The organism is Pseudomonas sp. B21-023 (assembly GCF_024749165.1).
GTDB lineage: Bacteria > Pseudomonadota > Gammaproteobacteria > Pseudomonadales > Pseudomonadaceae > Aquipseudomonas.
The window spans coordinates 3,676,867-3,695,884 of sequence record NZ_CP087190.1; the positions used below are offsets into that span (position 1 = coordinate 3,676,867).

At 64.7% G+C, this 19,018-nt stretch carries 19 protein-coding genes; 12 read left to right on the forward strand and 7 right to left on the reverse strand.

Annotated features, from left to right (window positions below):
- The first annotated feature begins 1 nt into the window (after position 1).
- The 3 genes from LOY42_RS16450 (at position 2) to LOY42_RS16460 (ending at position 3,998) form a co-directional block, all read left to right on the forward strand.
- Positions 2-1,354 carry a glutamine synthetase family protein gene (locus tag LOY42_RS16450; protein WP_139671889.1) on the forward strand — a complete coding sequence of 451 codons (1,353 nt, stop codon included), beginning with the start codon at positions 2-4 and terminating at the stop codon, positions 1,352-1,354.
- A 171-nt stretch (positions 1,355-1,525) separates the two neighbouring features.
- Positions 1,526-2,299 (forward strand): TSUP family transporter, encoded by a 774-nt coding sequence (locus LOY42_RS16455; RefSeq protein ID WP_102685482.1) that lies wholly within the window; start codon positions 1,526-1,528, stop codon positions 2,297-2,299.
- An 844-nt stretch (positions 2,300-3,143) separates the two neighbouring features.
- Positions 3,144-3,998, forward strand: a complete 855-nt coding sequence (locus LOY42_RS16460; protein WP_258598460.1) for an RHS repeat-associated core domain-containing protein — start codon at positions 3,144-3,146, stop codon at positions 3,996-3,998.
- A gap of 167 nt (positions 3,999-4,165) precedes the next feature.
- Here the strand turns inward: LOY42_RS16460 and nudC are convergent, their stop codons facing one another.
- Positions 4,166-4,996, reverse strand: coding sequence for an NAD(+) diphosphatase (nudC, locus tag LOY42_RS16465; protein WP_258598462.1), 831 nt, complete (start codon positions 4,994-4,996; stop codon positions 4,166-4,168).
- A 36-nt stretch (positions 4,997-5,032) separates the two neighbouring features.
- The gene (locus tag LOY42_RS16470) at positions 5,033-5,845 is read right to left on the reverse strand and encodes a crotonase/enoyl-CoA hydratase family protein (RefSeq protein WP_258598464.1); all 813 of its coding nucleotides are present in this window, start codon (positions 5,843-5,845) and stop codon (positions 5,033-5,035) included.
- Between the two features lie 151 nt (positions 5,846-5,996).
- Here LOY42_RS16470 and nhaB point away from each other — a divergent pair, with 151 nt between their 5' ends.
- The 5 genes from nhaB (at position 5,997) to LOY42_RS16495 (ending at position 10,027) form a co-directional block, all read left to right on the forward strand.
- Positions 5,997-7,499: a sodium/proton antiporter NhaB gene (gene nhaB / locus LOY42_RS16475; RefSeq protein ID WP_139671902.1), complete on the forward strand. Its 1,503-nt coding sequence runs from the start codon at positions 5,997-5,999 to the stop codon at positions 7,497-7,499.
- Between the two features lie 230 nt (positions 7,500-7,729).
- On the forward strand, positions 7,730-8,344 hold the full coding sequence (locus tag LOY42_RS16480) for a dihydrofolate reductase family protein (RefSeq protein WP_139671908.1): 615 nt from the start codon (positions 7,730-7,732) through the stop codon (positions 8,342-8,344).
- Between the two features lie 100 nt (positions 8,345-8,444).
- Positions 8,445-8,918, forward strand: a complete 474-nt coding sequence (locus tag LOY42_RS16485) for a GNAT family N-acetyltransferase (RefSeq protein WP_139671911.1) — start codon at positions 8,445-8,447, stop codon at positions 8,916-8,918.
- A 34-nt stretch (positions 8,919-8,952) separates the two neighbouring features.
- A complete protein-coding gene (locus LOY42_RS16490; protein ID WP_139671914.1) occupies positions 8,953-9,654 on the forward strand; it encodes a YoaK family protein in 702 nt (233 codons plus the stop codon).
- 130 nt (positions 9,655-9,784) lie between these two features.
- Positions 9,785-10,027: a hypothetical protein gene (locus LOY42_RS16495; RefSeq protein WP_258598468.1), complete on the forward strand. Its 243-nt coding sequence runs from the start codon at positions 9,785-9,787 to the stop codon at positions 10,025-10,027.
- Here LOY42_RS16495 and LOY42_RS16500 read toward each other — a convergent pair.
- Entirely contained in the window at positions 10,017-10,901 is an 885-nt protein-coding gene (locus tag LOY42_RS16500) for an alpha/beta fold hydrolase (RefSeq protein WP_258598470.1), read from the reverse strand. The genes LOY42_RS16495 and LOY42_RS16500 overlap by 11 nt on opposite strands.
- Positions 10,898-11,968, reverse strand: coding sequence for a sugar phosphate isomerase/epimerase (locus LOY42_RS16505; protein ID WP_258598472.1), 1,071 nt, complete (start codon positions 11,966-11,968; stop codon positions 10,898-10,900). Before LOY42_RS16505 ends, LOY42_RS16500 begins: the two co-directional genes overlap by 4 nt.
- Positions 11,969-12,076: 108 nt before the next feature.
- Here LOY42_RS16505 and LOY42_RS16510 point away from each other — a divergent pair, with 108 nt between their 5' ends.
- Together LOY42_RS16510 and LOY42_RS16515 are read left to right on the forward strand one after the other, a co-directional pair.
- Entirely contained in the window at positions 12,077-12,670 is a 594-nt protein-coding gene (locus LOY42_RS16510; protein ID WP_258598473.1) for a TetR/AcrR family transcriptional regulator, read from the forward strand.
- A gap of 61 nt (positions 12,671-12,731) precedes the next feature.
- Positions 12,732-13,352: a TetR/AcrR family transcriptional regulator gene (locus tag LOY42_RS16515; RefSeq protein ID WP_110698456.1), complete on the forward strand. Its 621-nt coding sequence runs from the start codon at positions 12,732-12,734 to the stop codon at positions 13,350-13,352.
- A gap of 9 nt (positions 13,353-13,361) precedes the next feature.
- Here the strand turns inward: LOY42_RS16515 and LOY42_RS16520 are convergent, their stop codons facing one another.
- Positions 13,362-14,264: a LysR family transcriptional regulator gene (locus LOY42_RS16520; RefSeq protein ID WP_139671925.1), complete on the reverse strand. Its 903-nt coding sequence runs from the start codon at positions 14,262-14,264 to the stop codon at positions 13,362-13,364.
- A gap of 90 nt (positions 14,265-14,354) precedes the next feature.
- Here LOY42_RS16520 and LOY42_RS16525 point away from each other — a divergent pair, with 90 nt between their 5' ends.
- Together LOY42_RS16525 and LOY42_RS16530 are read left to right on the forward strand one after the other, a co-directional pair.
- A complete protein-coding gene (locus LOY42_RS16525; RefSeq protein WP_258598477.1) occupies positions 14,355-15,710 on the forward strand; it encodes an MFS transporter in 1,356 nt (451 codons plus the stop codon).
- Positions 15,703-16,104, forward strand: a complete 402-nt coding sequence (locus tag LOY42_RS16530; RefSeq protein WP_139671931.1) for a DUF4440 domain-containing protein — start codon at positions 15,703-15,705, stop codon at positions 16,102-16,104. Before LOY42_RS16525 ends, LOY42_RS16530 begins: the two co-directional genes overlap by 8 nt.
- A gap of 54 nt (positions 16,105-16,158) precedes the next feature.
- On the opposite strand, the gene preA is transcribed toward LOY42_RS16530, so the two are convergent.
- Together preA and LOY42_RS16540 are read right to left on the reverse strand one after the other, a co-directional pair.
- Positions 16,159-17,433: an NAD-dependent dihydropyrimidine dehydrogenase subunit PreA gene (gene preA, locus LOY42_RS16535; RefSeq protein ID WP_139671934.1), complete on the reverse strand. Its 1,275-nt coding sequence runs from the start codon at positions 17,431-17,433 to the stop codon at positions 16,159-16,161.
- Positions 17,434-18,801, reverse strand: a complete 1,368-nt coding sequence (locus tag LOY42_RS16540; protein ID WP_258598482.1) for an NAD(P)-dependent oxidoreductase — start codon at positions 18,799-18,801, stop codon at positions 17,434-17,436.
- Positions 18,802-19,018 lie beyond the last annotated feature (217 nt).

Genomic DNA, 19,018 nt, shown 5'->3' on the forward strand with positions numbered 1-19,018 from the left:
AATGACAAGTACAACAGGCTTCCCCGATCTGCTCAGCGAAGTACGCGCCTTGCGCACCCGACACCCCGACGTGCGCTACGTCGACCTGATCAGCCTGGACATCCCCGGGCATTTCTACGGCAAGCGCTATCCCATCGACATGCTGGAAAAAGTCGCCGCCGGCAGCCCGCTCAAGCTGCCGCAGAACTGCGTACTGCTCGGCGTGCAGGGCGGGCTGTTCCCGATCGGCGACTACTGCTTCAACGACGGCGACCCGGACGCCCCGCGCCGCCTGGTCCCCGGTACGCTCAAGCCGGTGACCTGGGAGCGAGAGCCGCTGGGGCAGATGCTGATCACCTCGGACGGCACTGCGGCGCCCATCGAGTTCGAACCCCGCGAGGTGCTGGCCCGCGTCCTGCAACGCCTCGAATGCCGCGGCATCCGCCCGGTGGTGGCGTTCGAACTGGAGTTCTACCTGTTCGACCAAGCGTTGAAAGAGGGCTTGCCGCAGTTCCCCCGCGACCCGGTCAGTGGCGATGCCGACGACCAGCCGAACATGCATATCGAGCGCCTGTCGCGCTTTGCCGATGTGCTGCGCGAAATGGTCGAGACTGCCAACATCCAGGGGGTGGACGCCAACGTCATTACCGCCGAACTGGGTCCCGGCCAGTTCGAGATCAACTTCGGCCATTGCGACGATGGCCTGCGCGCCGCCGACTGGGCGGCACTGTTCTGCCGCAGCACCCAGGGCGTGGCGCGCAAGCACGGGCTGCGCGCCTCATTCATGAGCAAACCCTATCTGCACGCGCCGGGCAGCGGCATGCATGTGCATGTCAGCCTGTACGACCCGGCGGGCAACAACCTGTTGTCCGCCGATAACCAGCGGCCGCTGCGCCACGCCGTGGCCGGTTGCCTGGCGCTGCTGCCGCATTGCATGCCGATCTTCGCCGCCAACCACAATGCGTTTCGCCGCTACGGGGCCATGGTCAACGCCGCCAGCCGCGCCAGCTGGGGCTTCGAGGATCGCGATGCCTGTATCCGTATCCCCGAGTCGGATGCGCGCAACCTGCGGATCGAGCACCGGCTGGCCGGGGCGGATGCCAATCCGTACCTGGTGCTGGCGGCGATCCTGTGCGGCATGGAGCACGGGCTGGATGCCGCGCAGGAACCCATTGCGCCGCTGAACGAGGACCGTGGCAGCGGGATCGATTTTCCCAAGGACATGCTCGGCGCGGTGGCAGCGATGCGTGGGCATCCGGCGGTCAACGAGGGATTGGGCGCGGAGTTCGTGATGGTCTATTGCGAGAACAAGCGCCAGGACCATCTGGCGTTTCTCAATGAGGTCAGTGCGCGGGAATATCGCTGGTTCCTGTAAGCTTCACCGGACTCATCATTGCCAAGCCCCACAGATGGACCGCGATCCCTGTGGGAGCCGGCTTGCCGACGATGAGGCCAAAACTGGTAACACCGACCACAGGGCATTACCATGCACCACCTCTAGCGCGGCCTTTTGCCGCACCCTCCCGTCCAGCCTGCCCGTGCCCTCATGCCTTTCGAACTCACCGTAGAACCGCTCACGCTGCTGATTCTCGCCCTGGTCGCCTTCGTCGCAGGCTTCATCGATGCCATCGCCGGCGGCGGCGGCCTGCTGACCACCCCGGCGCTGCTCACCGCCGGCATGCCACCGCACCTGGTGCTGGGCACCAACAAGCTCAGCTCGACCTTCGGCGCCGCCACGGCCAGCATCACCTACTACCGGCGCAAGCTGTTCCATCCGGCGCAGTGGCGCCTGGCGATTCTCGGCACGCTGGTGGGCGCGCTGATCGGTGCGGTGGTGGCTCACTACATGCCAGCCGAGTGGCTGAACAAGATGCTGCCGGTGATCGTGTTCGCTTGTGGCGTCTACCTGCTGTTCGGCGGTACACCGAAGGCGCCGGTGGACGCCGATGCGCCGATCAAAAGGAAGTGGCAGTTTCCGCAGGGCTTCACCCTGGGCTTCTACGACGGCGTTGCCGGGCCGGGTACCGGTGCCTTCTGGACCGTGAGCACGTTGCTGCTCTATCCCATCGACCTGGTTCGGGCCAGTGGTGTGGCGCGCAGCATGAACTTTGTCAGCAACATTGCGGCGCTGACGGTGTTTGTCATTTCCGGGCAGGTGGATTACATCGTTGGGTTGTGCATGGGGGTGTCGGTGATGGTCGGGGCGTTTTTCGGGGCTCGGACGGCGATCAGTGGGGGCAGCAAGTTCATTCGGCCGGTGTTTATTACTGTGGTGCTGGCGTTGACTGTTCGGTTGGCTTGGCAGCATTGGTTTGGGTAGGGATCTGGATTTGGCTCTGGATTTGGATTTGGATTTGGCTCTGGCTCTGGCTCTGGCTCTGGCTCTGGCTCTGGCTCTGGCTCTCGCTCGATTGTTTTGATTTTGCATACATATTCTTGAAATATGTCGACATCTAGTCACCTTTTCGCCTTTACGGCGACCTACTTTTGCTCTTGGGCAAAAGTAGGCAAAAACCGCTGGCTCCATTCATACGGCCCCTGCGCTGCGCTCCGGGGTTCCCTCGCTCCGTTCTTGCTCCCGTGGGTACCGCGCTGTACGCCCCATCCTGGGGCGCAGCGCTCGACGGCCATCCATGGCCGTCGCCCCACTACGCAAGAACTCCACTCGGCCTCCTGAAGTCGCAATTGGCGGCGCCTGGACTATTGCGCGCTTAGAAGCAAGAGCAAGAGCAAGAGCAAGAAGTGCGGAGTTAGTTGTTTTAACATTAGTTATGTATTGGCTGTTCCGACCCCTTCTCGGGGCAAGCCCGCTCCTACAGGGTTGTATATAAAGGCGACTATTGCGTGGGAGCGGGCTTGCCCCGCGATGCGATCTAGAGATTAATTAAGTTTAAACTAGCGACAGCTGCGTCAGTGCAGGCGCCGCCCGTAACTTCGCGACTTCAGGAGGCCGAACGCAGGCCTTGCGGAGGGAGGTGACGGGCATGGATGCCCGTCAAGCGCTGGGGCCCAGGATGGGCCCTGCAGCGCGGCCCTCCTGGGAGTAAGGCCGGAGTGAGGGAACCCGAAGCCGACCATGAACCGTACCTAGTAAATTTGCCAGTAGGCTGTTCCCGCAGAATGAGTGAGTCTACTGCTGTTCTTTCAGTGTTCTGGAGGTGGCCATGCGTAGCAGCGAGCAAAAGACCAAGATCGGTGCATGGATGCTGATAGCCGACACCCTGGGCTCGACTGTAGGAGCTCGACATTCCACAACACTCGATGCCCTTGTCTACATGCCCTTCGGCTTCAGTACCAAGGCCATGCGTGTTCAGATCATGCGGGGTTTCACTGGCCAACACCGCGAGGCAGACACCGGCTATTACCTGTTGGGTAATGGTTACAGGGTCTATGATCCCGTGCTGATGCGGTTTTACTCACCGGACAATTTGAGCCCCTTTGCACAAGGGGGAATCAACAGCTACGGCTATTGCGCAGGTGACCCAGTCAACAGCAGTGACCCATCCGGTCATGCCTCTGGCTTGAGGGCATCCTTTGGTATAGAGCCGCAATTCAAGTTGAGTGCCATCAAAGCCACCGACAACGCGCCGGAAACTCGCCAATACGCCGGCTGGCACTTGAATAACGAGGCGACTGGCTGGGACGCGAAGATGGCAATCAAACTACCGAAGCGCCTGATCGACGCAAAATACTATCAACGGGAACTTCAGATGTCTCGCGTAGGCCAGTCAAATATTTCCGGATGGTACGCCAAATACAAACTACGGAAGACCGAAAGAAAAATCAACACGACCCACGAGAGGCTACAACATCTAAAAAATTCTTTACCCGAACAAGCGACTGCGATTTCAAGTATGATTTTTTCAATGTCGACCAGACCACCCACTTATGGACGAGCATTGGAAGATCCGCCCGCCTATGGAGTTGCTGCCCCCGAGGCAAACAATATGCTGCGCTTCCAGAAGCTTATATTAACCGACGCCCCTCCCGCTTACGAGATCAGACGAAGCTCTGTCTAGTGTCCTGTCTCGGAAATAAGCTGTTCTCTTTTGGCGGCGCCTTGGCCGAACACCCAAGCCACTCGCCAAAAGAGAACGTATTTCCGAGGCCGGACAATAGTGCATATCTATTGATATGGGATGCAGACTTTAAACTGATAGATCAAGCCCCGTAGAATGAGCAGCACTCACCTCTGCAGCACAGGCTCAGGCAAGCCCAACCGCCGAGCAACATACAGATCAATCAGATACCGAGCAATCGACCGCCCCGCCGGCAAAGGCGGCAACGCATGCACATCGAACCACCGCGCATCCTCGATCTCATCCGCCTGCATGACAATCTCCCCCCCAGCGTACTCAGCATGAAACCCGAGCATCATCGAATGCGGAAACGGCCAGCACTGGCTGCCGACGTACTGGATGTTCTTCACCTCCACCGCCACCTCCTCACGCACCTCGCGCACCAGGCAATCCTCGGCCGACTCCCCCGGCTCGGCGAAGCCCGCCAGGGTGCTGTAGACCCCACTGACGAAACGCGGCGAACGGGCCAGCAGCACCTCGTCCCCCCGAGTGATCAGCACGATCATGCTCGGTGAAATCCGCGGATAGCTGCGCAGGTCGCACGGCTGGCAATACATCGCCCGCTCCCAGCGGATCTGCGCCATCGGCTGGCCACAGCTGCCGCAAAAACGGTGCTCGCGGGCCCAGGTGCCGATCTGCGCGGCATAACCAAGTACCTTGTACGTATCGAAATCGCCTTCGAGCATGAAGCGGCGCAGCCCCTGCCAGCCACACCCCGGCACTTCGCTGGCGCTGCGTAGCTCCAGCAGGAACACCGGCTCGCCGTCCAGGTGTCCGATGCCATGCTCGCACAACACGTCCAGGTCCTGGCGCTTGAGCCAGTCGCGAGGGAACAACGCGCCGTTGGCGTCCATCAGGAACCCGTCCGGGCTGCGGGCGACGGCCAGTCCGCCGGAAATCTGCGGGTCGAGTACTGCGGTTGTCCAGCGTGCTGACATGGTTTCGGGTCCCTAGATGGCGCCCGCCACTGTCAGTCAGTCGGCGAACGTCGGTTGCTGTTTGCTCATGTGGGCGGCCATGGCCACGCGCAGGTCTTCGGACTGCAGCATGGCGGCGTTCCAGGTGGCGATGTACTCCAGGCCATCGTCGATGCGATGGTCGCGCATGTAGCTGATCATCTCCTTGGTGCCGGCCACGGCGATCGGTGATTTTGCGGCGATCTCGCGGGCGATGGCAAAGACCCCGTAGAGCAGCGCCGCCTGGTCATCATAGACGCGGTTGACCAGGCCGATGCGCAACGCTTCCTGGGCGTCGACCATACGGCCGGTGTAGGCCAGCTCACGCATGATGCCGTCACCGATGATCCGCGGCAAACGTTGCAGGGTGCCGACATCGGCGGCCATGCCCATGTCGATCTCCTTGATCGAGAACTGCGCATCACCGGCGCAGTAGCGCATGTCGCAAGCCGAGACCAGGTCGATGGCGCCACCGATGCAGTAGCCCTGGATCGCCGCCAGCACCGGCTTGCGGCAGTTGTCCACGGCGTTGAACGAGCCCTGCAGGCGCAGGATGGTGCGACGCATCATCCGAGCGTTGCGGCCGACGTCCTTGCCCAGTTGCTGGGCCAGCGCGGCCAGCATCATCAAGTCGATACCGGAGGAGAAATGCTTGCCGGCGCCGCTGAGTACCACCACCCGCACCGCGTCGGTGTCGTCGATCCACTGGAAGATCTGGACCAGCTCCTCCCAGAAGGCGGCGTTCATCGCGTTGATCTTTTCCGGGCGGTTGATCTGCACGTGGGCGATGTGGTCGGTCAGTTCGACCTTGAACGCGGTGTATTCGGTCACGGACGGCACTCCTGTGGGGAAAGGATTCACAACGGCGGATCTTAGCGCACCCGCAAGGCGGTGCATGTGCCAAAAGCCGGACTGGACAACTTGCACCCTGACGCACGATCCGGCACCGTGCGCCACTGCTGAATCAAAAGGATACAAATTCATGTCCCGCTCCCTGACCGGCGCCCTCGCCCACAGCTTCCTGGGCCAGTCGCCGCGTTGGTACAAGGCCGTCATCTGCCTGTTCCTGCTGCTCAATCCCTTGCTACTGGCAACCCTCGGTCCGGTGGTCACCGGCTGGGTGCTGGTGATCCAGTTCATCTTCACCCTGGGCATGGCACTCAAATGCTACCCGTTGATGCCCGGTGGCCTGCTGCTAGTCGAGGCGCTGCTGCTGCGCTTGACCACGCCCGAAGCCCTGTACGAGGAGTTGCAGCACAACTTCCCGGTGATCCTGCTGCTGATGTTCATGGTCGCCGGCATCCATTTCATGAAGGAACTGCTGCTGTACCTGTTTTCGCGGATCCTGCTCGGCGTGCGCTCCAAGGCCGTGCTGAGCCTGCTGTTCTGCGTGTTGTCGGCGTTCCTCTCGGCGTTCCTCGATGCCCTGACCGTGACCGCGGTGATCATCAGCGCCGCTGTAGGCTTCTATGCCGTCTACCACCGGGTCGCCTCGGGTGCCAATCCTCGTGAGGAATCGGCGCTGGACAGCGACCATCAGGTCGAGCAGTTGCACCGCGAAGACCTCGAGCAGTTCCGCGCCTTCCTGCGCAGCCTGCTGATGCATGGCGCGGTGGGCACGGCGCTGGGTGGCGTGTGCACCTTGGTGGGCGAACCGCAGAACCTGCTGATCGGCCATGAAATGGGCTGGCATTTCGCCGACTTCTTCCTCAAGGTCGCGCCGGTGTCGATGCCGGTGCTGGCGGCGGGCCTGGTGACCTGCGTGCTGCTGGAGAAGCTGCGGCTGTTCGGCTACGGCACGCTGATGCCCGAACGCGTGCGCCAGGTGCTGGCCAGCTACGCCGCCGAGGACGATGCCGCCCGCACCCAGGCGCAACGGGTGGCGCTGGTGGTACAGGGCCTGGCCGCGCTGATCCTGATCGTCTGCCTTGGCCTGCACATCGCCGAGGTGGGCCTGATCGGCCTGCTGGTCATCGTGTTGATCACCGCCTTCACCGGCATCACCGACGAGCATCGCCTGGGCCGTGCGTTCCAGGATGCCATGCCGTTCACCTCGCTGCTGGTGGTGTTCTTCGCCGTGGTCGCGGTGATCCACCAGCAGCAACTGTTCAGCCCGCTGATCGCCTGGGTGCTGGCGCTGCCCAGCGAGCAGCAGCCGGGCATGCTGTACCTGGCCAACGGCCTGCTCTCGGCAATCAGCGACAACGTGTTCGTCGCCACCATCTACATCACCGAGGTCAAGCAGGCGTTCGTCAATGGCGCGATGAGCCGCGAGCATTTCGAGACCCTGGCGGTGGCGATCAACACCGGCACCAACCTGCCCAGCGTGGCCACGCCCAATGGCCAGGCGGCGTTCCTGTTCCTGCTGACCTCGGCAATCGCACCGCTGATTCGCCTGTCGTATGGGCGCATGGTGTGGATGGCGCTGCCCTATACCGTGGTCATGGGCGGCCTGGGCTGGTGGGCGGTGACCTACTGGCTGTAATCGGACCATCTGTAGGAGCGGCTTCAGCCGCGATCACCCGCAGAGCGGGTGCCAGATTCCGCGGTGCCTGCATCGCGGCTGAAGCCGCTCCTACGGATGACCGCGTATCCCGCACCTGCTTTCTCTCCTCCCGTGCCCCCATCCGTCGAACCTGACTATCGTTCAGCACTGCTGTCGATTCTCGCCAACCCCGTTCGACTATCCAGCACACACCCGAGGAGGTTCACCCCATGCGCAAGCTCATCGTCGCCGCCTTCGTCACCCTCGACGGCGTCATGCAGGCCCCCGGCGGGCCGGAGGAAGACACCAGCGGCGGCTTCACCTTTGGTGGCTGGATCCCGCCCCTGGCCGACGAGGCCTTCGGCCAAGCCATGCAGACCTTGTTCAGCCAACCGTTCGAACTGCTGCTGGGGCGACGCACCTACGATATCTTCGCCGGGTTCTGGCCAAAGGTCGGGCCCGAGGCGCCGGACCGGCCCTTGGCCGACCTGTTCAATGGCGTGGCCAAGCATGTCGCCACGCACCATCCCGAATCCATCGACTGGCAAAACAGTCACCCGTTGGGCGCTGATGTGACGGGGGCGGTGCGCGCCCTCAAGCTACAGGACGGCCCGACGCTGCTGACCCAAGGCAGCGGCGAACTGGTACGCCAACTGCTGGCGGCCGGCCTGGTGGATGAACTGCGGTTGCTGATCCACCCCTTGCTGCTTGGGCGTGGCAAGCGCCTGTTCGGTGACGATGCCCAGGCCGCGGCCTTCACACTGGTGGAGTCGAGCAGCACGCCCAAGGGCGTATTGCTGGCCCACTACGCACGCAGCGGCGAGGTGCAAACGGGATCGTTCTGACCCACAGTCAGTCGAGCAGGCAGTTGATGGTGCGGGCGAGGCCTGCGTCCGTTTGCCCCGGCGCCCTTGTTATCATCCAGGCTCAACCGGGAGGGAACCCATGCTCGCCATACGCCGCGCCAGCCGTCACGACGCGCTGGACACGTACGCCATCCGCCGCCAGGCGATCCTGTGGCAGTGCACCGAAGCCTACGATGCCACCCTGGCCCAGGCCTGGGCCGACGTACCGTTCACAGAAGGCTACGCGGCCCTGGTCGCCGAGCATTTCCACCTTGCCTGCATCGACGACACGATCGTCGCCACTGGCATGCTCGACCGGCACAGCGGTGAACTGGGTGCCCTGTTCGTACTGCCGGCATTCATGGGCCGTGGCATCGCCCGGGCGATGGTCGAACACCTCGAAGGCATCGCCAGGGCCGAAGGTCTGGAAGATGTCCACCTGGACTCGACCTTGAACGCAGCGGCGTTCTATCGCCGCTGCGGCTACATCGGCGATGCGCTGTCGATCTACCAGTCACCATTCGGCCTCGAACTGTCCTGCATCCCCATGCGCAAGGTGCTGGCCGGGGTATAAGATCAAAGCCCCCTGCGCCCCGGAGACTCGCCCCATGCTACCCACCGCCACCTCCCAGCACAGTGCCCGTCGGGTCCGCTTGCAGGCCCTGCGCGGCCGGGTCGGCCTGGGGCTGGTGGCCGGATTGTCGGTGCTGGCCGGCATGACCGACGCCATCGGCCTGCTGGCGTTGGGCGACTTCGTATCATTCATGAGCGGCAACACCACGCGCCTGGCGGTGGCCATCAGCCAGGCGGACCTGGCGCTGATGCTGCGCCTGGCCCTGGCGATCCTCAGTTTCGTGCTGGGCAACACCCTGGGTGTATTGCTGGCCCGCCGCTTGCGCCGCCGCGCCGCACCCTTGCTGCTGATTACCGCCAGCCTGCTGGCGTTTGCCGCAGCGTGGCCTGCGCCCACCACATTGCCCGCGTTGATCGCGGCCACCTTGGCCATGGGCATGCTCAACGCCGTGGTCGAACAGGTGAACGGCCTGCCGATCGGCCTGACCTACGTAACCGGCGCGCTGTCGCGCTTCGGCCGTGGCCTGGGGCGTTGGTTGCTGGGTGAGCGGCGCCATGGCTGGCGGGTACAACTGGTGCCCTGGAGCGGCATGCTGCTGGGTGCCGCGCTCGGGGCCTGGCTGCAGCAACGGCTGGGCTTGCAGGCGCTGGCGGCCAGTTGCGCCCTGGCCTGCTTGCTGGCGCTGGTGACGGTGTTCATCCCGCGTGCCTGGCAACTGGGCTACATGCCGCGCTGAGGGCCATGAGCATTCCTTAAACGGCAGGCGCGCAGACGTCGATAGTCACTATCGAGCACAGCGATTTCCATCGTGCCACCGTGGCCAATAACCTGGGTTCATCGATCCGACAGCCCACGGTATCATCCCGATGAACACCACCGCCCGCCTCCTCCTCGCCACCCTGGCCATCGCCGTGCTGGGCGGTTGCGCCAGCCATCCTGAGCTACGCCCCTACAGCGCCGAGGAAGCCCGTCAGCTGCAACTCGAGGCATTGCAACGCCAGGGTCTGAGCCAGGAAGAGTACGAGCGCCGCAAACTGACCGTGTTGCGCGCCGATCACCAGCAAGCCGTGACCGACGCCGCCAGGGCCACGACCGCGATCAGCGGTTGACCTCGACCTCGTCCAGGAACGCCAGCAGGTGCTCGTTGAACGACACCGGTGCTTCCTCCATGACGAAGTGCCCGCAACCCGGCAGGATCACCCCGCGCACCGAGTCGGCATGCCCCTGCAGCGTACGCAGCGGCGCATCGCCCGTGGCGTGCTCGGCACCGATCGCCAGCACCGGCATGGGCAGCGGATGCCTGGCCCGTTCGCGGTTCTGCCTGATGGTCTCGGGAATCGCCCGGTAATAGGCGAAGCCCGCCCGCATCCCGCCCGGCGAGGCGTAGGCACGGATATAGACATCCGCCGCCACCGCATGCCGATGGATCGCCCATCGGTCGAACATGAAGTTGAGGTAGCCCTCCTCACGTCCGGCGATCAGGAACTCCGGCAGATCGCGAACCTGGTTGAACAGGAAGTGCCAAAGGAAGATGTTGTCCTGCGGCGCCACGAAGATCGACGGCGCCTCGGCAAGCCCCGGGATCACCGCCTCGGCCACCGTCAGCGAGCGCACCGCCTGTGGCCAATCACTGGCCAGGGCATAGGCCACCCACATCCCCACATCGTGACCGACCAGGTGATAGCGCTCATGCCCCAGCTGGGTCATCGCGGCATGCAGCACAGCGGCGACGCTGCCGGTGTCGTAGCCCTGCTCGGGGCGGTCCGAATCCCCCAGGCCCGGCGGATCGATGGCAATGGCACGGAACCCGCGCGCGGCCAGGATCGGCAGCACATGGCGCCAGGCGTACCAGGTCTGTGGCCAGCCCGGCACCAGTAGCACCGGTTCGCCCGCGCCGGCCACGACACAGTGGATGCGCTGTCCCTGCACCTGCACATAGACATGCTCGAAGGCGTCAGCCAAAGACTCGATGGCCAGGTTCATACCCGAGCCCCCGTGTCGATGCCCAGCATGCGCTGGATCTGATGGGCGTCGATCGGTGCGCCGGCGAAATCGTCGAACACCTGGTCCGTGACCCGGATGATGTGGCGGTTGATGAACTCGACGCCTTCACGGGCGCCGTCCTCCTGATGCTTCAGGCAGCATTCCCATTCCAGGGTTGCCCACCCCGCGAAGTCGTACTGCGCCAGCCGCGAGAAGATGGCCTTGAAGTCCACTTGCCCGTCACCCAGCGATCGGAAGCGCCCGGCACGTTCGGCCCAATCGCTGTAGCCGCCATACACGCCCTGCCGACCGCTCGGGTTGAACTCGGCGTCCTTGACGTGAAACATGCGGATCAGTGGGTGATAGAGGTCCAGATAGGCCAGGTAGTCGAGTTGCTGCAACACGAAATGGCTGGGGTCGAAGAGGATGCGGCAACGCACGTGCTCCCCCACCAGGGCATGGAAACGCTCGAAGCTGGTGCCATCGTGCAGGTCCTCGGCCGGGTGGATCTCGAAGCACAGGTTGACACCCTGTTCGTCACAGCAGTCGAGTATCGGCCGCCAGCGCCGCGCCAGCTCCTCGAAGGCAGCCTCCACCAGGCCCTGGGGACGCTGCGGGAACGGGAACAGGTAGGGCCAGGCCAGCGCGCCGGAAAAGGTCCCCATGTCCTCCAGGCCCAGGTTGCGGCTGGCCCGAGCCGCCAGTGTCATCTGCTCGGTCGCCCAGGCGGTGCGTTCTGCCGGCCGCCCGGCCAGCGCGGCCGGGGCGAAGGCGTCGCACATTGGATCGTAGGCCGGATGGACCGCGACCAACTGGCCGATCATGTGGGTGGTCAGCTCGCTGACCTGCAAGCCGTGCTCGGCCAGCCGCCCCTTGACCTCATCGCAGTAGCCGGTGCTCTGCGCGGCCAGTTCCAGGTCGAACAGCCGGGCGTCCCAGGCCGGGACCTGCAACCCCTTGAAGCCCAACTCTCCCGCCCACTCGGCGATCCTGTCGAGGCTGTCGAACGGTGGCTTGTCGGCGCTGAACTGCGCGAGGTGCAGACTGGGGCCTTTGAGTGTTCGCATGATGTCATCCAATTGTTTGTTGATCGACAAACAATAGGGTCGAATGGCGCTGCCCGTCAATCGCAAATTGGCTAGAATGCGCCTTTCACGTAATCAGGCAGGCGAGCGATGGCAGGGCGACCTCGGGAATTCGACAAGCAACAGGCGCTGCGCAAGGCGATGCGGCTGTTCTGGGAACATGGCTACGAGGGCACCTCGATGTCGGCCCTGGTGTCCGCGCTGGGCATCGCCTCCGCGCGCATCTACGCGGCCTTCGGCAGCAAGCAACAACTGTTCGAGGAAGCCGTGGCCCTGTACGAGTCGGCCGAGGGCGGCTTCGCCGACCGCGCCCTGGCCCTGCCGGATATCCACCAGGCCCTGGCACGGATGCTCGAGGACGCCATCAGCACCTACACCCGCGCCAACGAGCCCAGGGGCTGCCTGGTGGTCAGCGCCGCCAGCGGCGTGGCACCGGACAACCTGGCCGTCCAGCAGTGGTTGTCCGGGCACCGCCGGCAGCGTACCGAGTCGATCATCGAGCGCCTGCGCCAAGCCCGTGACCAGGGGCAGTTGCCGGCCGACACGCAGGCCGAGGCCCTCGGCCACTTCTATGCCACCTTCCTCCACGGTATCTCCGTGCAGGCCCGTGACGGCGTGCCCGGAGAGGACCTGCGCAGCGCCAGCCGCCAGGCACTGACGCTGTTGCCAAGCCGGCAACCTTGACCTTATCGCCGCCCCGGCAAAGCTGTTAGCCTTGCCCTGTTCAGGTCACCACGGACAGCCCATGGCCAACCACAAGATCGAGATCCGCCGGCGCAACGTCGAAAAGATCCTGCAAGCCGCCGAGCAGGTGTTCGCCGACAAGGGCTACGCCGCCACCTCCATGGGCGATATCGCCGAACGGGCGCAACTGCCGCGCTCCAACCTGCACTACTACTTCAGCACCAAGGACGACCTGTACCGCGCCGTGTTGCAGGACCTGCTGGACGTCTGGAAACAGGATGCCCTGTGCTTCGAGCACTTCGACGACCCGCGGGTGGTGCTGACCAGCTACATCCGCGCCAAGATGGGCCATTCGCGCTCGCGGCCGCTGGGCTCGAAGATCTGGGCCGAGGAGATCCTCCACGGCGCCCCGCTGCTGGGCCCCAGCCTGGACGAAATCCTGGTGCCGTGGGCGCAGCTCAAGCAGGCGAAGATCCGCAGTTGGGTCGACGACGGGCGCATCCTGCCGGTGGAACCATCGGCGCTGCTGTACATGATCTGGGCGGCGACCCAGCACTACGCCGACTTCGGTTTCCAGGTCACCCTGCTCAATGACGGTGAGCCGCTGTCGGACATGGCGTTCGAGCAAGCGGTGCAGACCGTGACCGGCGTCATCCTGCGCGGCATCGGCCTGGAGCCGTGAGCGGCGCCCTTAGCGCCCCAGGTGCTCGCACAAAAAATCGATGAACACCCGGGTCTTGTGCGGCACATGGCTGCTGTTGGGGTACACCACGCTGATCGGCTGCCTCGGCAGGCTGTAGTCCGGCAGTACCCGCCGCAGGGTGCCGTCGGCCAGGTCTTGCTCGACCAGCCAAGCCGGCAGCACCGCTACGCCCAGGGCGGCGCAGGCCATCGCCCGGATGGCGTGGGATGCATTGGACTGGTAGGCCGCCCGGCCGACAACGCTTGCACTCCCCGCCTGCGCGCTGTGCAAGGTCCAGGCGGTCGGGCTCTGCAGGTTGCTGTTGGCAATCCAGGGTGTATCCGCCAGTTCCTCGGGCCGTTCAATGGCATGGCGAGCAAGAAAGGCCGGAGCAGCCACCAGCACAATGTCGTACTCGGCCAGCTGGCGACTGCGCAGGTTCGAGTCCGGCAACGCGCCAAGGCGCACCACCAGGTCGAGCCGCTCGGCAATCAGGTCGCTCAGCGACGAGTCGGTATCGTAGCTGAGCGACAACGCCGGGTAGCGCTCGGCGAACAGCGGGATCAGCGGCAGGATGAAACGCTCACCGTACTCCCCGGTGGTGCTGATGCGCAGATTGCCCGATAGGCCGTTGTGCCGGCGCAGTACATTGGCGAAGGCGCCTTCGACATCGCTGACGATCACCTTGAAATCTTCATAGAAACTTTGGCCGGTTTCGGTCGGGGCGATAGCACGGGTGCTGCGCGCCAGCAGCGTCACCCCCAGGGCCTGCTCCAGCGCCTTGACGTGCTGGCTGGCCATGGCTTTGCTGATGCCGAGAAATTCCGCCGCCTTGGTGAAGGAGCCGAAGTCGACCACCGCCAGAAACGTCTGCACCCGGTTGAGCTGGGTGTGGAGGGCCGTGCGCGGCATTGTTCACTTCCATCAAACAGAGTTTCAAGGGTAGCGACATCGACAGGGACAGTCCACGACACCTACTCTGCGCGTCGAAAAGGAGTGGCAATGACGTACCGGTATCGCGTGGCAACGATCTTCCTGATGGGGTTCTTCATCGACTGCATCAACCTGTTCATGCCGACCGTGGCGTTGCCACGGATCGCCGCCGAGTTCGCCATCGGCAACGCCAGCAGCGCGTGGGTTGGCAATGCCTACATGCTCGGGCTGACCCTGGCCGTGCCGGTGAGCACCTGGCTGGCCAATCGCTGGGGCGCGCGGCGGCTGTTGAGCGCCGCCATGCTGGCGTTCAGCGTGGCGGTGTGGGGCTGCGGCGAGGCGCAGAGCTTTGCCGCGTTGATTGCCTGGCGCCTGGTTCAGGGCATGGCCGGTGGCTTGCTGATCCCCGTGGGGCAGGCGCTGACCTTCGAACGCTTCCAGGGCCCGGAGCGCGCCCGTGTGTCCACCCTGGTGATGGCCGTTGCGCTGCTGGCGCCGGCGCTGTCACCTACCCTTGGCGGGTTGATCGTCGACCATGGCCGCTGGCCGTGGGTCTTCCACAGCAACATTCCGCTGGCCCTGCTGACGGCGGCGCTGGCCTGGGCCTGGCTTGACCAGGCACCGGGTCCGACAGCGCCACGCCCGGACTTCAAGGGATTGCTGCTGGTCAGCGCCGCCCTCGCCTGCCTGCTGCTGGGCCTGTCGCTGTATGGTGCCGGCCATGGCGCCCTGCTGGCCATCGCCTGCCTGCTGGCGGGTGTGTCCTGCGCCTTGCTGTACCGCGCCCATTACCAACGCGCTGCGGCAGGCATCGTCGAGCTGAAGCTGCTCGCCATCCCCCGCCTGCGAGTCTCGATGCAGGTCTACCATGCGATCCCCGGGGTGTTCACCGGGGTCAACCTGTTGAACATCTTCTATCTGCAGGATGTGCTGCAACTGAGCGCCCAGGCCACCGGCCTGTTCATGCTGCTCTACGCCGCCGGGGCCTTCGCCGCCATGTTGCTGGCCGGCCGCCTGTACAACCGCGTCGGTGCCGCCCGCCTGTTGCTGCTCGGCATGCTCCTGCACAGCCTGGGTATCTGCCTGCTGGTCATGGTCGATACCCCGACGGACAACGCCGTACTGATGGCGGCCTACGGCCTCATGGGCATCGGCGGCGGCATCGGTGCCAACACCGCCCAGACCACCGCGCTGCTCGACTTCAGCGGCGAGCGGATGCAGCAGGCCAGCGTGCTGTGGAACCTCAATCGACAGATGGCCTTCAGCGTCGGCGCCGCCTTGCTGCTGATGATCTTCAACCTTTTACTGGTGGGCCTGAGTACGCCGGACGCCTATCACCTGACCTTCACTCTGGCCGCGCTGCTCGGGCTGGCGCCACTGATGACACTGCACACACTACCCCCGGAGACCCCTCGCCATGCCTGACCAAGCGATTGCCCGCGCCGAACGCAGCATTCATCACGTTCATGAGCTGATCCACAGAATCTTCACCCGCCCAGCGGCCGAGACCCAGGCAGTGCTCGGTGGACTGATGGCGGTGTTCGCCGATGATTTCAGCATGGTCGGCACGGCGGGCACGGTGGTGACCCGCGCACAGGTGGAGCAACTGTTCAGCCGGGCGGCCGGCGCACGGCCAGGGCTGGAGATCGTCGTCAGCAACGTCCAGGTGGTATGGCAGGCCGGGGTGAACGTAGCAGTGCGCTACAAGGAAACCCATCGGTTGCAGGGTGTGGTGCAGGCACGCTGGTCACTGGCACTGCTGGAGTGCAGCAACCGCGGCGTGGTGTGGCGATGCCTGCACGAGACCGCAATCAGCTAGCGCGGAGCTCGAGCAGGCATCACCGCTGCCGAGGCGTGTTTATCGACGGCCTCCTCAACCCGCCTCACGATAGGGATTGCGCGGATCCTGCGTCCAGTTCATGTACGGCTTGCCGGTGTCCTGCGCCTGCATGTCGATGCAACCTTCCACCGGGCAGGTGATCTGGCACAGGTTGCAACCCACGCACTCGGCCTCGATCACACTGTAGGCGTGAGTGCCGTCAGCCTTCAGGGTGCTGGCGATGGCCTGGTGCGAGGTGTCCTCGCAGGCGATGTGGCAGCGCCCGCAGCCGATGCAGGCGTCCTGGTCGATCTGCGCCACCGACTTGTAGTTGATGTCCAGGTATTTCCAGTCGGTGGTGTGCCCAACGGCCTGGCCACGAAACGCCTCGAGGTTGCGGTGGCCATGTTGGTCCATCCAGCGCGACAGGCCGTCCTGCATGTCGTCGACAATGCGAAAGCCGTGCAGCATCGCCGCCGTGCACACCTGTACCGCGCCGCTACCCAGGGCGATGAACTCGGCGGCGTCGCGCCAGGTGCCGATACCGCCGATGCCGCAGATCGGCAGCCCGCGGGTCTCGGGGTCACGGGCGATCTCGGCGACCATGTTCAGGGCGATCGGCTTGACCGCCGACCCGCAGTAGCCGCCATGGGTGCTCTGGTCGCCGACGATGGGGTGCGCGACCATGCGGTCCAGGTCGACGCTGGTGATCGAGTTGATGGTGTTGATGAGCGACACTGCGTCCGCCCCGCCCCGGTGGGCAGCGCGCGCCGACTGGCGGATGTCGGTGATATTGGGGGTGAGCTTGACGATCACCGGCAGCGTGCAATGGGTCTTGCACCAGCGGGTGACCATTTCCACATATTCGGGCACCTGGCCGACGGCGGCGCCCATGCCGCGCTCGGGCATGCCGTGGGGGCAGCCGAAGTTGAGCTCGATGCCATCGGCGCCGGTGGCTTCCACCAGCGGCAGGATGAACTTCCAGGATTCTTCGACGCACGGCACCATCAGCGACACGATCAGCGCACGGTCGGGCCAGTCCTTCTTCACCTGGGTGATCTCGCGCAGGTTGATCTCCAGCGAGCGGTCGGTGATCAGCTCGATGTTGTTGATGCCCTGCACCTGGCGGTTGGCGCCGTAGTGCGCCGAGTAGCGCGACGACACGTTGACCGCCGCCGGGTCCTCGCCCAGGGTCTTCCACACCACCCCGCCCCAGCCGGCCTCGAAGGCGCGGATTACGTTGTAGGCCTTGTCGGTGGGGGGCGCGGAAGCCAACCAGAATGGATTGGGTGCCTTGATGCCGGCGAATACGATGGACAGGTCGGCCATTTACGCAGCCTCCACGTTGAGCATGAGTTGGGCATGGATGGCTTCGGCGGCCAGCTTGCCATGTTGCACGGCCTGGACGGTGAGGTCCTGGCCCAGCGCGGTACAGTCGCCGCCGGTGTAGATGCCGGGGATGGAGGTACGCATGTGCGCGTCCACCTGTATGCGCTCGCCGTCGCGGGCCAGTTGCGCCGCCAGCGGATCGCCGAGGCTTTGCTCATCGAAGCGCTGGCCGATGGCCTTGAAGATCGCGTCGGCGGCCAGCTCGAAGGTTTCGCCGGTATCGCCCAGGCGTCCGTCGATCAATTGCGTGCGCGCGAAGCGCATGCCACGCACGCGCCCGGCATCATCCAGCAGCACGGCATCGGGCCGTGCCCAGGTGTGCAGGCGCACCTGATTGTGCTTGGCAATTTCCTGCTCATGGCCGGTGGCGCCCATGTCGGCTTCGCCGCGGCGGTACACCAGGTTGACGTCGCGGGCGCCCAGGCGGCTCATCTGCACGGCCATGTCGATGGCGGTGTTGCCGGCGCCGAGCACCAGGCAGCGGTCAGCCAACGGCAGCTGGGTGAGGTCGTCAGCCTGGCGCAGCTCACGGATATAGTCGGTGGCGGCAAGCAGGCCCGGCGCGTCTTCGTCCGCCAGGCCCAGCTGGCGCACGGCCCCCAGGCCCAGGCCGAGGAACACCGCGTCGTACTGGCCGTGGAGCTCGGCCAACGACAGGTTGCCGCCCAGGCGCTGGCCATGGAGGATCTCGATTCCGCCGATGCCCAGCAGGAATTCCACTTCGCGCTGGGCGTAGTCGTCCACCAGCTTGTAGCGGGCGATGCCGTATTCGTTGAGACCACCGGCCCTCTCCCGCGCCTCGAAGATCACCACGTCGTGGCCGTGCATGGCCAGCCGGTGCGCGCACGACAATCCGGCGGGGCCGGCGCCGACCACGGCGATGCGCTTGCCACTGGCCGGTGAGCGCTGGAACGGATGCTCGGTGAAGTCGGCATGGTCCAGGGCGTAGCGCTGCAATTGGCCGATCAGCACCGGGGCGCACTCCTGGGCGTTGTTGCGCACGCAGGCTTGCTGGCAAAGGATCTCCGTGGGGCAAACACGGGCGCAGCTGCCGCCAAGGATGTTGGCCGAGAGAATGCGTTCGGCGGCGCCCTGCAGGTTCTCGTCACTGATGCGGTGGATGAACGAGGGGATGTCGATTTCACTGGGGCACGCATTGACGCACGGCGCGTCGTAGCAGTACAGGCAGCGCGCGCTCTCGACAGCGGCCTGGCGGGCGGTGAGCGGGGGCGCGAGGTCGCTGAAGGCCTCTGCCAGCTGGTCGGCGCCGGCGCGGGGGCGCGGCAAGTGGTTCAGGGCATCGATCACGGTTGTAGCCTCTCGCTTTTTTATGGGTTCAGGCGGCGGTCACTCGCCTGTCCGTTCTGGGGGATGGCAGTCAACAGGAGCATGTGTGTTGTAATCAGGGTGCGCTTTGCGCCCCTATCGCCGGCAAGCCGGCTCCCACAGGTTGTGCATTCAGCAGCCACGACGCGCTGTCTGTGGGAGCCGGCTTGCCGGCGATAGGGCTGCGCAGCAGCCCCAG

Bases quoted from the DNA above. Each gene is read 5' to 3' on its own strand.
- LOY42_RS16525 (WP_258598477.1), top strand. From the start codon at position 14,355: ATGACGTACCGGTATCGCGTGGCAACGATCTTCCTGATGGGGTTCTTC.
- LOY42_RS16500 (WP_258598470.1), bottom strand. From the start codon at position 10,901: ATGAACCTGGCCATCGAGTCTTTGGCTGACGCCTTCGAGCATGTCTAT.
- LOY42_RS16480 (WP_139671908.1), top strand. From the start codon at position 7,730: ATGCGCAAGCTCATCGTCGCCGCCTTCGTCACCCTCGACGGCGTCATG.
- LOY42_RS16455 (WP_102685482.1), top strand. From the start codon at position 1,526: ATGCCTTTCGAACTCACCGTAGAACCGCTCACGCTGCTGATTCTCGCC.
- LOY42_RS16505 (WP_258598472.1), bottom strand. From the start codon at position 11,968: ATGCGAACACTCAAAGGCCCCAGTCTGCACCTCGCGCAGTTCAGCGCC.
- LOY42_RS16450 (WP_139671889.1), top strand. From the start codon at position 2: ATGACAAGTACAACAGGCTTCCCCGATCTGCTCAGCGAAGTACGCGCC.
- nudC (WP_258598462.1), bottom strand. From the start codon at position 4,996: ATGTCAGCACGCTGGACAACCGCAGTACTCGACCCGCAGATTTCCGGC.
- LOY42_RS16485 (WP_139671911.1), top strand. From the start codon at position 8,445: ATGCTCGCCATACGCCGCGCCAGCCGTCACGACGCGCTGGACACGTAC.
- LOY42_RS16520 (WP_139671925.1), bottom strand. From the start codon at position 14,264: ATGCCGCGCACGGCCCTCCACACCCAGCTCAACCGGGTGCAGACGTTT.
- LOY42_RS16495 (WP_258598468.1), top strand. From the start codon at position 9,785: ATGAACACCACCGCCCGCCTCCTCCTCGCCACCCTGGCCATCGCCGTG.
- LOY42_RS16460 (WP_258598460.1), top strand. From the start codon at position 3,144: ATGCGTAGCAGCGAGCAAAAGACCAAGATCGGTGCATGGATGCTGATA.
- LOY42_RS16490 (WP_139671914.1), top strand. From the start codon at position 8,953: ATGCTACCCACCGCCACCTCCCAGCACAGTGCCCGTCGGGTCCGCTTG.
- preA (WP_139671934.1), bottom strand. From the start codon at position 17,433: ATGGCCGACCTGTCCATCGTATTCGCCGGCATCAAGGCACCCAATCCA.
- LOY42_RS16515 (WP_110698456.1), top strand. From the start codon at position 12,732: ATGGCCAACCACAAGATCGAGATCCGCCGGCGCAACGTCGAAAAGATC.
- LOY42_RS16510 (WP_258598473.1), top strand. From the start codon at position 12,077: ATGGCAGGGCGACCTCGGGAATTCGACAAGCAACAGGCGCTGCGCAAG.
- LOY42_RS16530 (WP_139671931.1), top strand. From the start codon at position 15,703: ATGCCTGACCAAGCGATTGCCCGCGCCGAACGCAGCATTCATCACGTT.
- nhaB (WP_139671902.1), top strand. From the start codon at position 5,997: ATGTCCCGCTCCCTGACCGGCGCCCTCGCCCACAGCTTCCTGGGCCAG.